The following is a 12,947-nucleotide window of genomic DNA, read 5'->3' as shown; positions in this document are numbered from 1 at the left end:
CTCAGGCCCTCGGGGGCTCTTTTTCGAACAGCTGGCGCATGACCTCCAGGTAGCGCCTGGCGCCCAGACCCAACGGCCGTGGCTTCAGCCAGATGATGTCCACCCACAAGCGCAACCGGCTGGCCATGTTGTCGAAGCGCACCTCGGCCAGCGCCCCCGAAGCAATCAGCGGCTCCACCAGCGGCTGCGGCAAATAGGCCCAGCCCAGCCCGGACTGCACCAGATCCAGGGTCGCCAGGTAGCTGTCGGTCAGCCAGATCCGTCGCGACAGCACCATGCGCGGGTCCGAGCCGGTGGCCTTGCCCGAGGCCACGATGATCTGCCGCTGTTCGGCAAAAGCCTCTTCCGGCAGCGGCGTGCCGCTGTGGCTACCCGCCGGATGGCGCGGCGAGGCGACCGCCACCAGCAACTGGCTGCCGGCTTCGAGAAACGACTCGCGCTCATCGATCCCAGGCCGTTCGAACACCAGCGCCAGCTGCACGCTGCCGTCGTGCAGCAGGCGCACGGCCTCGGTCTGGGTGGCGGAACGCACTTCGATCTCCAGGCTCGGGAATTCCTGTGCGAGGACTTCCAGTGGCTGGCTCCAGCGCCCGGTCTGCAGCTCGGGGGCCATGGCGATGGTCAGGCGCTTCTCCAGGCCCTGGTGCAGCTGCAGGGCCTGGGCATCGAGCAGGTTGAGCTGGCAGATCACCTGGCGTGCCTGGGGCTCCAGGGCCAGGGCGGCGCTGGTCGGCAAGGCCTTGCGCGTGGCCCGGTCGAACAGCACCAGGTCCAGCTCCGCTTCCAGTTGGCCGATGGCCATGCTCACCGCCGACGGCACGCGCCCCAGCTTGCGTGCGGCGGCGGAGAACGAGCCGGCCTCCAGCACCGCGAGGAAGATTGCCAGGGAGTCGCTGGAGAAGGCCATGTCCGTTAACCTGATGACGAGGCCGGAAAGTATGAACACTTGCCGGCGCGCTTCACAGCCCCCTACAACCCTTCGCCCAGCACCCGGTCGATACTGTCGACGAAGTAGTCGACGCTGGCCCGGGTGGTGCACATCGGCGGCTTGATCTTGAGGATGTTCAAGTCGTCGCCGGTAGGTTGCATGAAGATACCCAGCTCGCGCAGGCGGTCGCACAGGATCAGGGTTTCCTCGCTGGCCGGCTCCAGGGTCTGGCGGTCGCGCACCAGCTCCAGGCCCAGGTAGAAGCCCGAACCGTGGGCCGCGCCGGCCAGCGGATGCTTGTCGACCAGGGCTTGCAGGCGCGCCTTGAAATAGCGCCCGGTGTCGCGGGCGTTGTCCCACAGGCCTTCCTTGTCCATCACATCCAGCACCGCCATGCCGATGCGGCAACTGACCGGGCTGCCGCCGGCGGAGGAGAAGAAGTAGCCCTCGGCTTCCAGCGCCTCGGCGATCTCGCGGCGGGTGATCACCACGCCCAGCGGCTGGCCGTTGCCCATGCCCTTGGCCATGGTGATGATGTCCGGCACCACGCCCTGTTCCTCGAAGCCCCAGAAGTACTCGCCCAGGCGCCCGTAACCGACCTGCACCTCGTCGGCGATGCACACCCCGCCACGGGCGCGGACCTTGGCGTAGGCCTCGCGCAGGTAGCCGGCCGGCAGCGCGATGCCGCCGGCATTGCCGTACACCGGCTCGCAGAGGAAACCGGCCAGCTGGCGGCCACGGGCGTCGAGGTCGGCCAGCTTGGCATCGACGTCGCGCAGGTAGTCGGCGGCGCTGTCGGCACCGCGGAAGCGGCCACGGAAGGTGTTCGGCGCCTCTACCGGGTGCACCCAGTCCGGGCGGGTTTCCAGGGCTTGCGGGTTGTCGGCGATGGACGTGGAGATGGCGTCGGTGGCCACCGACCAGCCGTGGTAGGCCTCCAGCACGCTGAGCAGGTCGCGCCCACCGCTGTAGGCCCAGGCCAGGCGGATCGCCAGGTCGTTGGCTTCGGTGCCGCTGTTGACCATGAATACCCGGTCGAAGCCCGCGGGGGCGAGGGCCAGCAAGCGCTCGGAGAACTCGGTGACGGCGGCGTAATGGAAGCGCGAGTTGGTGTTGAGCAGCGACCATTGGCGCGCCGACTCGGCGACCATGCGCGGGTGGCCGTGGCCAAGCACGGCGACGTTGTTGAGCATGTCCAGGTACGAGCGGCCCTGCAGGTCGATCAGGTAGTTGCGCCAGCCACGCTCGATCTGCGGTGGTTGCGCGTAGTAGTGCTTCTGCGAGCGGGCAAAGCTGGCGTCGCGGCGGGCCAGCAGGGCCTGCGGGTCGGGCAGCGGCTCGGCATCGCAGTCGAAGCCCAGCAGCGCGGCGGGCGACGGGCACAGGGCCAGCCAGGCGGCGGCCTGGGACGGCGTGGCGAAGAACGGCGGCTGGAGGCCGGTGTCCAGGCACAACTGCACACTGAGGAAGCCGCAACTGCTGCCCAGCGGTTGGCCTTTGCCGACGGCCTGGCCATCTGCCGGGGTGTCTTCCAGGCCCTGCAACCACAGCGCCCAGCCTTGCGTGCGCAGGCAACCGCGGCCATCTCCCAGGCGTTGCCAGGTGCCGGCTTGCGGTGCCTGCACCCGGCTGCCGTTGGCCACATGCAGCTCCACGCCCAGGGCGCAGGTGGCCGGCTCTTCGGGGCGGTCGATGTGGGTTTGCGACAGGCGATACTGCCCATGCAGGCTGCAGGCTGGCGCCGGCTGCGAGGACAGCAGGTGCTGGTCGAAGCCTGGCTGTTCCCAGTTGCCGGCTTCGCAATGCTCGCTGAGCACGCCCAGGTCGACGCGGGTGACCGGCTGCCCATCCCACTCCGCCAGCAGCGGCGCGCAGTTGCCAAAGTCCGGCGCGTCGGCCTGAAGGCCCGCGGCCTGCAGGATGGCGGCTTGCATCAGGGCGAAAGGCACGGCGCTGGCGGTGTCGAAGATTTCCCATTCATGGGCGACGTTGTCACGGGTGTACTGGTTGTGCGGGTCCACGGCCAGCTGCTGGGCGCTGCTCAGCACCAGCACCGCCGCGCGGTTGAGCACCAGCGGCCAGAGCGCGCGCAGCTCGGCTTCGGTCAGTGGGTTGAGCGCCTGGTAGGCACTGACTGCCGGCAGGATGCGCAGCGGGTCGCCTTCGGCGTGGTGCAGCAGCGCCGCGCAGGTCACCGACAGGTCGGCGATGCGCCAGGTGCGCGACAGGTCGCCGAAGTCGATCACGCCCTGCAGTTGCCACTGGCGCTGGTCGTCGCGGGCCCACACGGTGTTGTCGTCGGTGATGTCCAGGTGCACGGCCTGGCTCGGCAGTTGCTCGGCCAGCGGCGCCAGGCGCTCGTTGGCCAGGCGCGTGGCCTGTTCGAGGCGAGCGCGCTGGTTGGCGTCCTGGAGCACCGGCAGCAGGTGCTCGATCAGCGCCTGGGCGTGTTGCGGGTCCCATTGCAGGGTGCGCGCAAGGCCCGGGTGGTCGAAGCCGGCCAGGGCCTTGTCGAGCCGTGCGCAGAGCCTGCCCAGCTCGGCCATCAGGCGCGGCGGCAGGTGCGCGAGGCGGGTCAGCGGCTGGCCGTCGATGTAGTCGAGCAGGCGAACGCGCAACGGCTGGCCGTCGATGTCCAGGGCCAGCAAGCTGTCGCCGTTGTTCGCCGGTTGCACGGCGGGCACCGGCAGGCCTTGATCGCGCAGGTAGGCGAGGGCGGCGTGCTGCGCCTGCAGTTCGACTTCGGCGTAGCTGCCGTGGCAGGCCTTGAGCACATGGCGCGTATGCGCTGCGTCTACCCGGTAGTTGAGATCTTGCTGGCTGCCCAGCGCGGTCAGCTCGCCATCGAGCCCATAGTGAGCCTGCAGCAGTGCATGTGCCTGGGCTTCATCGAGCGCAGGACGGGGCAGGCCGGAGCGCTGGATCAGCGTATCAAGGGCAGCGGAGACGGGCTTTGGGGGTTGGCTGGGCATGGGCTCTACCATTGGCGCTTGAATGACTGGAGCGACTGTATGCGTGTTCTGGCTGATGATGAAAGACGATCATGATCAGATTTTCTGACAAAGGCTGGCACTTTGCCGCAAGACGCGATTGATGTTTGGAGTTAGGAAGCATTACCATTTACGTTGTTTTCCAAACTTTCAGCCCTGTCAGGACTTACTCAATGCCGTCCCGTTTTCCTTCACGCCCCGCATTACTGGCGATCTGCTGCTCCGTAACGCTGATGGCGCACGCCGCCGAGCCGATCCAACTGGAGGCGACCGATGTCAACGCCGACGCGCTGAAGGCGCGCCCGGGTGCGCTGCCCGAAGCGTTCGCTGGCGGCCAGGTGGCCCGTGGTGGCCAGATGGGCGTGCTGGGCAACCAGGACAACATGGACGTGCCGTTCACCATGACCAGCTACACGTCCAAGCTGATCGAGGACCAGCAGGCCGAGGACATCGGCGACGTACTGGCCAACGACCCGTCGGTGCGCGAGTCGTTCGGCTTTGGCAACCAGTCCAAGGTCTTCGTCATCCGTGGCCTGCCGCTGGCGGGGGACGACATTTCCTTCAACGGCCTATACGGCATCCTGCCGCGGCAGATCATGTCCACCGACGGCGTCGAGCGGGTCGAAGTGTTCAAGGGCCCCAACGCCTTCCTCAACGGCGTGAGCCCGACCGGCACCGGCCTGGGCGGCAACGTCAACCTGCAGCCCAAGCGCGCCGGTGATGTGCCGACCCGCCGCTACACCCAGGACATCAGCTCCGACGGGCGTATCGGCGAGCACCTGGACATCGGCCAGCGCTTCGGCGAGGACAACCGCTTCGGCGCGCGCCTGAACCTCAGCCAGCGCGAAGGCGAAACCGCCATCGACGATCAGGATCAACGCTCCAAGCTGTTCACCGCAGGCCTCGACTACCGCGGCGACAACTTCCGCGTGTCGACCGATATCGGCTACCAGAAGCAGCGCATCAACCACCTGCGCAACTCGGTGCGCCTGGGCACCACCACGACCCAGGTGCCAACCGCGCCGGACGCCAGCCACAACTATGGCCAGAGCTGGAGCTACAGCGAGTCGGAAGACACCTTCGGCATGATCCGCGGCGAATGGGACCTGAGCGACAGCTGGACGGCCTACCTGGCCGGTGGCGCGCGGCACACCCGCGAGCAGGGCACTTACGGTACGCCGGTGCTGAGCGGCAACAGTGGCGCGGCCACCATCACGCCATCCGACATCGTCCATGGCGAAGACAACACCAGCTTCAGCGCCGGCCTGAACGGGCGATTCCAGACCGGCCCGGTCAGCCACCAGGTCGCCCTGGGCGCCAACACGATGTGGACCCAGGCTGAAAACGCCTACACGTTCTATTCGCCGATCACCACCAACCTCTACAACACCGTGCAGCAGGCCAAGCCCTCCAATGTCACCAGCTGGGGCGGCGACATGGGTGACCCGGGCGTGACCGGCAAGACCCGCGCCCGCAGCATCGCCATTTCCGACACGCTTGGCCTGTTCGACGACCGCCTGTTGCTGACCTACGGCCTGCGCCGCCAGCAACTGCGCGTGGAGAACTACTTCTACGATGGCACCTCCAAGCTGCCGAGCAAGGATGGCAGCCGCAACGGCGACCCGTACGACAAGTCGATCACCACCCCGGTGTACGGCGTCGTGTTTAAGGCTACCGACAGCGTCTCGCTGTACGCCAACCGCATCGAAGGCCTGGCCCAGGGGCCGACCGCCGCGGCCGGTACCGATAACGCCGGCACCCTGTTCCCGCCAGGGCGCACCAAGCAGCTCGAGGCCGGTATCAAGCTCGACAGGCAGACCTACGGTGCCAACCTGGCGGTGTTCCGCATCGAGAAGCCATCGGATGGCTACACCTTGGGCAACCACTTCTACCGTGATGGCGAGCAGGTCAACAAAGGCCTGGAACTGAGCGTCTTCGGCGAACCCGTCGAGGGCCTGCGCCTGATGGCTGGCGGCACCCGCATGACCTCGGAACAGAAGAAAACCGCCAATGGCAGCAACGATGGCAACCACGCCATCGGTGTGCCGACCTTCCAGCTCAACGCCAGTGTCGACTGGGATGTACCGGGTGTGCCTGGCCTGGCGCTGAATGCGCGCATGCTGCGCACCGGCGGCCAGTATCTCGATGCGGCGAACAACGTCAGCCTGCCGACCTGGAACCGCTTCGATGCCGGTGCCCGCTACAAGCTGAAAGTGGCGGAGAAGGACCTGACCTTGCGGGTCAATGTGGAGAACCTGACCGACAAGAACTACTGGGCGTCTGCCAACGGCGGTTACCTGACCCAGGGCGACCCACGCCTGGTGAAGTTCTCCGGCACGATCGATTTCTGAGTACCTACCTCCCAGCCTCAACACAGCACCCTGTGGGAGCGGGTTTACCCGCGAACACCGGCAAAGCCGGTGCCATGCGCCGCGTCGCCTGTTTCGCGGGTGAACCCGCTCCCACAGGGATCGCGCACGCATCCCAAATGCTGTGTTGAGCCTCCACTCCAGTCGCCTCGGCCTGCGACATTCGTGCGGTTGACAAAGCCTGCATAAATAATTTGTTACCTATTCGATAGGCTGCTACCATTCGCGCCCCCGTGAGATACGATGACTGTCATCCATATGACTGCCGGGTGCTAGCAGCGCATCCACCGCCGTCACACAAGAGCAGGCCCAAAGCCCGCCGTCGCCAACATTTCACGGGTCTGAGTGATTAGTCATAGGTAGACCTGCATGTTGTTAGCCAAACAAACCTCGCGAAGGAAGTTCCTGCTTTCGTCGCTGATCGCCTTGCCCGCGATGGGCATCACCGTCAACGGCCTCAGTGCCGCGATGGCGGCGGAAATGGCGGCGCCGAGCCTCGACAGCTACACCCCGTGCTTCTTCACCCCGGCCGAATGGACCTTCATTCTCGCCGCCTGCGATCGCCTGATCCCCGCCGACGGCCGTGGCCCCGGTGCGCTGGAAACCAACGTGCCGATCTTCATCGACCAGCAGCTGGCCGGTGACCTGGGCAGCGAGATCTACCTGGAAGGGCCGTTCGACCTGAATGCCCCGGCCACCCTGGGCTACCAGCTGCCGTACACCCCGCAGCAGATCTACCGCAAAGGCATCGCCGCGCTGGAGAGCTGGTGCCAGGCCACCCACGGCCAGCACTTCGCCCTGCTGGAACTGGGCAAGCGCGATGACGTGCTGAAGAAGCTGCAAACCGGCCAGGTCGACTTCGCCGCCCATGGCGAAGACATCGTCAAGGCCAAGCTGTTCTTCGGCGAACTGCTCAACCACAGCCGTCAGGGCTGGCTCGCCGACCCGATCTACGGCGGCAACAAGGGCATGAAGGCGTGGATTGCCATCGGCTTCCCCGGTGCCCGGGCCAGCTACCTGGAATGGGTCGCCCAGCACAACGTCCCGTACCCCCTCGGCCCGGTCAGCCTGACCGGCCAACGCGGTTGATCCCTTCGCTTCGAGTTACAGCATTCAAGGTTTTTTATGGCACACATTACCAATGACGAAGTCGACGTCGCCGTCGTCGGCCTGGGCTGGGCCGGCTCGCTGATGAGCATCGAGCTTGCCCAGGCAGGCTTGAAAGTGCGCGCCTTCGAGCGCGGTGAAGACCGCACCAATGCCGATTTCGCCTACCCGAAACCGGCAGACCAGTACGCCTACGGCGTGCGCAACAAGATCATGGTCACGCCGAAAGATGGCGCGCTCACCGTGCGCCACAACCTCAACGGCACCGCCTTGCCGACCCGTCAGTGGGGCGCCTTCGTGCCCGGCACCGGCGTCGGCGGCTCGGGCCTGCACTGGACCGGCGTGCTGATCCGCCCGACGCCGACCGACATCAAGCTCAAGACCTACGCCGACCAGGCCTATGCGCCGGGCGTGCTGCAGAGCGACATGACCATCGGCGACTTCCCGTTCACCTGGGACGAGATCGAACCGTATCTCGACAAGTTCGACAAGATCTGCGGCCTGTCGGGCAACACCGGCAACCTCAACGGCCAGATCCTGGTGGGCGGCGACCCGTTCGAAGGCCCGCGCTCCAACCCCTACCCGCTGCCGGCACTGGAAGATACGCTGAACAATAAAATGTTCGCCGACGCCGCACGCAAGCTGGGTTACCACCCGTTCCCCAACCCGTCGGCCAACGTGTCGCGGGCCTGGAAGAACCCGTACGGCAACCAGATCGCGCCGTGCAACTACTGTGGCTACTGCAGCAAGTACCCGTGCCTGAACTACTCCAAGGCCTCGCCGCAGACCGCGGTGATGGACGCGCTCAAGCGCATGGACAACTTCGACTACCGGGTCAATGCCAACGTCCTGCGCGTGGAGCTGCACCCGGACGGCAAGACCGCCAAGGGCATCACCTACATCGACGCCCAGGGCAACGAGGTGTTCCAGCCAGCGAAGATCGTCGTGCTGGCGGCGTTCCAGTTCGTCAACGTACGCCTGATGCTGCTGTCGGGCATCGGCCAGCCGTACAACCCGGTCACCCGCAAGGGCACCATCGGCCGCAACTACGCGTTCCTCAGCAACGGCGGCGCCACGTTGTTCTTCAAGGACAAGCACTTCAACCCGTTCGCCACCGCCGGTGCCACCGGGCAGATGTTCAACGACGTTTCCCCGGGCAACTTCGACGGCCCGTCCCTGGGCTTCATCGGCGGCGCCAAGATCCACAGCTCGCAAGCCACCGGCACGCCGATCGGCACCGCGTTGCCTTCCGGCACCCCGGAGTGGGGCCAGGGCTGGAAGGAAGGCATGCAGGACTGGTACGGCCACTCGATGAAGATCAGCATCTCCACCGGCTGCATGTCGTACCGCGACCACTACGTCGACCTCGACCCGACCTACAAGGACCCGTGGGGCCAGCCGCTGCTGCGCATCACCTTCGACTGGAAGGAAAACGAGCTCAAGCTGCAGCAGCACCTGCGCAAGATCGTCCTGGACATCACCAAGGAGCTCAACCCGGACAGCTACAGCGAGAGCTTCCTGGGCATGGATTCGCACTGGGACATCACCAAGTACGTCTCCACCCACAACGTCGGTGGCGCAATCATGGGTGATTCGCCGGAAACCAGCGCACTCAACCGCTACCTGCAGAGCTGGGACGTGCACAACGTGTTCGTGCCGGGCGGCAACGCCTTCCCGCAGAACTTCCAGGCCAACCCCACCTCGATGATCGGCGCGCTGACCCTGTTCGCCGCCCAGGCCATCAAGGACCAGTACCTGAAGAACCCTGGCCCGCTGGTGCAGGCGTGAGGAGCGAGAACATGAAAGCCAAATCCCGTTCCATCCTCTCGGTATTGCTGGGTGTCGCCGTGCTGGCCGTGGTGCTGGCGTGGATCGTCGCCGGCCTGCTCAACCGCTCCGGTGATGCCCAGGCCAAGCTGACCCAGGCCGTGACCCCGGCGCTGATCGAAAAAGGCGCCTACCTGGCCCGCGCCGGTGACTGCGTGGCGTGCCACACCAGCCACGACGGCGGCAAGCCGTTCGCCGGCGGGCTGGGCATCGCCTCGCCGATCGGCACCATCTACTCGACCAACATCACCCCGGACAAGAAAACCGGGATCGGTGACTGGACCTACGGCGAGTTCGAACGCGCCGTACGCCGCGGTATCGGCCACGACGGCAGCGCGCTGTACCCGGCGATGCCGTTCCCGTCCTATGCCAAGGTCAGCGATGAAGACACCCAGGCGCTGTATGCCTACTTCATGCAGGGCGTGGCAGCGGTCGAGCAGCCGAACAAGGCCAACGACATCCCTTGGCCGCTGTCGCTCCGCATGCCGCTGGCCTACTGGCGCGCGCTGTTCTCGCCAGTGCCCGAGGCCAGCGCGGCGGCGGTCGGCAGTGACGCCCGGATCAGCCGTGGTGCCTATCTCGTGCAAGGTCTGGGGCACTGCGGTTCGTGCCACACCCCGCGCGCGCTGACGATGCAGGAAAAAGGCCTGGACGAGTCGGCCAGCGGCTACCTCACCGGCGCCGAACTGAACGGCTGGAACGTCCCGGCCCTGCGCGGCATGCCGCACTGGAGCGAGGAAGAGCTGGTCGAGTACCTGGGCAGCGGCCGCAACGCCAAGGCCTCGGTGGCTGGCGAGATGACCGACGTGATCGCCAACAGCACCTCGCACATGAGCGATGCCGACCTGCAGGCCATGGCCGCGTACCTGAAATCGCTGGCACCGGCCAAAGGCCCAGGCTACCAGCAGCAGGCCGAACGCAGCGCGGCGACCACCGCCAAGCTGACCGCAGCCAAGGACCTGACCCTGGGCGAGCGGCTGTACATCGACAACTGCGGTGCTTGCCACTTCGTCTCCGGTGAGGGCGCGCAGCGCGTGTTCCCGCGTCTGGACGGGGCTTCGGTGGTCAACGCGGGCAATGCCGATGCACTGCTGCACGTGATTCTGGCGGGGGCGGCGACGCCATCGACCGAGCGTGCGCCATCGGTGCTGCCGATGCCGGGCTTTGCCGAGCGTATGGACGACGCCGAAGTGGCGGAGCTGGCGACCTTCCTGCGCCAGGGCTGGTCGAACCAGGCCTCGGCAGTGACGGCGGAGCAGGTGCACGCGGTGCGTGCGGCCATTTCCAGCCAGCACTGACACCTGGCGGGAGCGGGCCCCCATGGCACCGGCTTTGCCGGTGTTCGCGGGCAAGCCCGCTCCCACAGAGATCGCGCCTGCTTTTAAGCATCGAGCAAGACTCAGTAATTGCGATCAGTCTGTGGGGCAGCCGTCTTGCTCCAATTTCACTAGCTGATGCATTTCCTGCGGAGCGCTCGATCCCTGTGGGAGCGGGCTTGCCCGCGAACACCGGCGCAGCCGGTGCCATCCACCACAGTTCATGATTCCAGGACGACAGTCAGCCGTGGCCACATTTCCAGCCATCGCTTCGACTGATAGCGCTCCCTGAATACCGCTAGCTTTTCCCCCGAAAACCGCCGCGTCGGCCTGACCATCAAGCCAAACAGATCCCCCAGCCCAAACGGCGCCGACACCTCGATCTCACCGCCGCCATCGACCCTGGCCCCCACTGCAGTAGCCGTCTCCGGCCAGCGCATCATCGCCTCGGCCGCCGACCCATAAGCCACATCCCCATTACGCAGATGCATCCGCGCCTGGTTCTTCACCGACCACTGCACCCCACCACAACGCCTCATCAGTTCCGCCTCCAGCGCAAGGTCTACCTGCGGCTCCACCCGCTCAGGGTCGAACCAGATCACATCGATGTCCTCAGGCAGCGGTGAGGCAGGGCGCTGATGCAAATGGTCCCACACCAAGCTGCGCACGAACCCCGCCGCCACCCAGCAATCCGGCAGCCCCAACTCTTGAACTGCCTGAAGGATTCGCCGCCGCACCGGGTCATTGGCCAGCAGTGCCTGAAGTTGTGCCTGGTGATTCATCCGTTTCCCCGTTGCGATCACGCGCGGTTAAGCTTGCCAGTTTTCCAGGATGGATTGGCCCATGACCGACATTTACCAAGGCAGTTGCCTGTGCGGCGCCGTGCGCTTCGAACTGCTTACTGCGCCGAAAGCCGTGAGCCATTGCCATTGCAGCCAATGCCGCAAAGGGCATGGGGCAGCGTTTGCCAGTTATGGCAGCGTGCCGCGTGAGGCGTTGCGGATGCTCAGTGGGGCTGAGGTCGTCAGCGGCTATGCCTCATCCGAGTCAGTGCTGCGCGAGTTCTGTTCGCGTTGCGGGTCGAGCTTGTTCTGGTCGAGGTCGCGGGGTGCATACGCCGATTGGATTTCCATCGCGCTGGGAACGCTGGATACGGCGTTCGAGCCTGGTAAGCAGATGCATGTTAACGCGGACTTCGGGGCATCCTGGTACAAGGTTGCCTAGATGGACAGCAAAGTTGCTCAAAGAAGGAACTTGAACTCTGAAAGCAGTTTGACCGTTTCAGGCAGTTTTTGCTGGAGCAGTTTGTCCAAGTACTCTTGCGCGTTATGAGGTGGCTTCTTCAGGGCCTGCCGTTGGCGCTGAGCGGCCTCAAGGACAGCTGCTTTATCCAGATCCCACAAGTCAGCGATGAAGTCATCAGGATGCAAGGGCTCGATGTCGAAGTTGCCAAGCGTGGAAGAGGGAAAATCCTTGAGGTTGAAGGTGACGATCACCGATGCGTTGCACTTGATGGCTGCAGCGAGCACATGACGATCGTCCTCATCCGGTAGATCGAGCCCATTGACCAGCGGTTCGTAATCCGTGACCAGTGCGTCAGGGACCGCTGCGTCCATGAGTTCCGATGTGCGATCCACCTGAGCGCGGGTCAGGTCTGTACGCTTGAGCAAGAGATTGCGTTTCCACTCCTCATGAATCTTCGCTGACCAGCGGGCGCGGTAAACGCCAGTCAACGCAAGGTTCATGAGGAAGTCACGTAGAGGGGCGGGGTACAGCACGTTGGCGTCATACAGTGCTGTGAAGGGTGAGTGCTTCATTCGTAACCCATCCTCAACTCCTGTGCTTGTGCCGTCAGCGCGTCCATCGCGGAACGGCTGATTTCGTCACGTTTGTCTTTGTAGGCAACCAGGTCAGAGAATTTGACCCGGCGATGGCGGCCTGTCTTGGTGTGAGGAATCACGGCTTCATCCAGAAGCTTCACCAGGTGCGGGCGAGAGACATTGAGCAGGTCTGCGGCTTCCTGGGTGGTCAGCTCAGCATGGATGGGCACGACTTTGACGGCGTTGCCCAGCGCTAGCTCGCTGAGGATTTCTCCGAACAAGCGAAGAGCAAAAGTGGGCACCTCAACGACTTGGCGCTGGTTCTCTTCATTGAACAGCTCAATCCGTTGGGTTTCTGATTTGGTCGAGAGGAAGGCGGCTAGCGTTCGGCTCGATTCGACAGCCGCAGCAATCTCCTTTTCATCGGGAAGCATCTTGCGAGAGAGGTCGGCAGTGGTCATGGGGGTCTCCAGAGCGGTATAGAAGGAAGGGCTGATGTGCTGAGCAGCGGCCTGACTGGAGTTATATTCGAAATATTCGAAAATCGCAATAAACGAAACGGGCTCGGTCGTAGGGGTTAGCCAGGTAGG

10 protein-coding genes are annotated in these 12,947 nt (G+C 64.9%); 5 read left to right on the top strand and 5 right to left on the bottom strand.

All coding sequences use genetic code 11. The annotated features are described in order from the left end of the window. Position 1: 1 nt before the first annotated feature. Both ACIP21_RS25140 and ACIP21_RS25135 read right to left on the bottom strand, forming a co-directional pair. The gene (locus tag ACIP21_RS25140) at positions 2-907 is read right to left on the bottom strand and encodes a LysR family transcriptional regulator (protein WP_400693532.1); all 906 of its coding nucleotides are present in this window, start codon (positions 905-907) and stop codon (positions 2-4) included. Positions 908-969: 62 nt separating this feature from the next. Continuing rightward, on the bottom strand, positions 970-3,900 hold the full coding sequence (locus ACIP21_RS25135) for an aminotransferase (RefSeq protein ID WP_400693529.1): 2,931 nt from the start codon (positions 3,898-3,900) through the stop codon (positions 970-972). A 191-nt stretch (positions 3,901-4,091) separates the two neighbouring features. Here ACIP21_RS25135 and ACIP21_RS25130 point away from each other — a divergent pair, with 191 nt between their 5' ends. The 4 genes from ACIP21_RS25130 (at position 4,092) to ACIP21_RS25115 (ending at position 10,519) form a co-directional block, all read left to right on the top strand. After that, positions 4,092-6,269: a TonB-dependent receptor gene (locus ACIP21_RS25130; protein ID WP_400693527.1), complete on the top strand. Its 2,178-nt coding sequence runs from the start codon at positions 4,092-4,094 to the stop codon at positions 6,267-6,269. A gap of 387 nt (positions 6,270-6,656) precedes the next feature. After that, on the top strand, positions 6,657-7,376 hold the full coding sequence (locus ACIP21_RS25125) for a gluconate 2-dehydrogenase subunit 3 family protein (protein ID WP_400693524.1): 720 nt from the start codon (positions 6,657-6,659) through the stop codon (positions 7,374-7,376). 36 nt (positions 7,377-7,412) lie between these two features. Beyond that, positions 7,413-9,182: a GMC family oxidoreductase gene (locus ACIP21_RS25120; protein ID WP_400693522.1), complete on the top strand. Its 1,770-nt coding sequence runs from the start codon at positions 7,413-7,415 to the stop codon at positions 9,180-9,182. A gap of 11 nt (positions 9,183-9,193) precedes the next feature. After that, positions 9,194-10,519 carry a c-type cytochrome gene (locus ACIP21_RS25115; RefSeq protein ID WP_400693519.1) on the top strand — a complete coding sequence of 442 codons (1,326 nt, stop codon included), beginning with the start codon at positions 9,194-9,196 and terminating at the stop codon, positions 10,517-10,519. A gap of 239 nt (positions 10,520-10,758) precedes the next feature. Here ACIP21_RS25115 and ACIP21_RS25110 read toward each other — a convergent pair whose 3' ends face one another. Next, entirely contained in the window at positions 10,759-11,319 is a 561-nt protein-coding gene (locus tag ACIP21_RS25110; RefSeq protein ID WP_400693517.1) for a nucleotidyltransferase family protein, read from the bottom strand. A gap of 61 nt (positions 11,320-11,380) precedes the next feature. Between ACIP21_RS25110 and ACIP21_RS25105 the strand changes: the two genes are divergently transcribed. After that, a complete protein-coding gene (locus tag ACIP21_RS25105; RefSeq protein WP_400693514.1) occupies positions 11,381-11,761 on the top strand; it encodes a GFA family protein in 381 nt (126 codons plus the stop codon). A 17-nt stretch (positions 11,762-11,778) separates the two neighbouring features. On the opposite strand, the gene ACIP21_RS25100 is transcribed toward ACIP21_RS25105, so the two are convergent. Further along, positions 11,779-12,354, bottom strand: coding sequence for a putative toxin-antitoxin system toxin component, PIN family (locus ACIP21_RS25100; protein ID WP_400693512.1), 576 nt, complete (start codon positions 12,352-12,354; stop codon positions 11,779-11,781). Continuing rightward, complete coding sequence (locus tag ACIP21_RS25095) at positions 12,351-12,818, bottom strand: helix-turn-helix domain-containing protein (protein ID WP_400693510.1); 468 nt, start codon at positions 12,816-12,818, stop codon at positions 12,351-12,353. The genes ACIP21_RS25100 and ACIP21_RS25095 overlap by 4 nt, the downstream gene beginning before the upstream one ends. Positions 12,819-12,947 lie beyond the last annotated feature (129 nt).

Source organism: Pseudomonas sp. NPDC089401 (genome assembly GCF_044749485.1).
Taxonomy (GTDB): domain Bacteria; phylum Pseudomonadota; class Gammaproteobacteria; order Pseudomonadales; family Pseudomonadaceae; genus Aquipseudomonas.
Note: the sequence above shows the minus strand (reverse complement) of the source record. Positions and strands in the feature narration are given on the sequence as shown.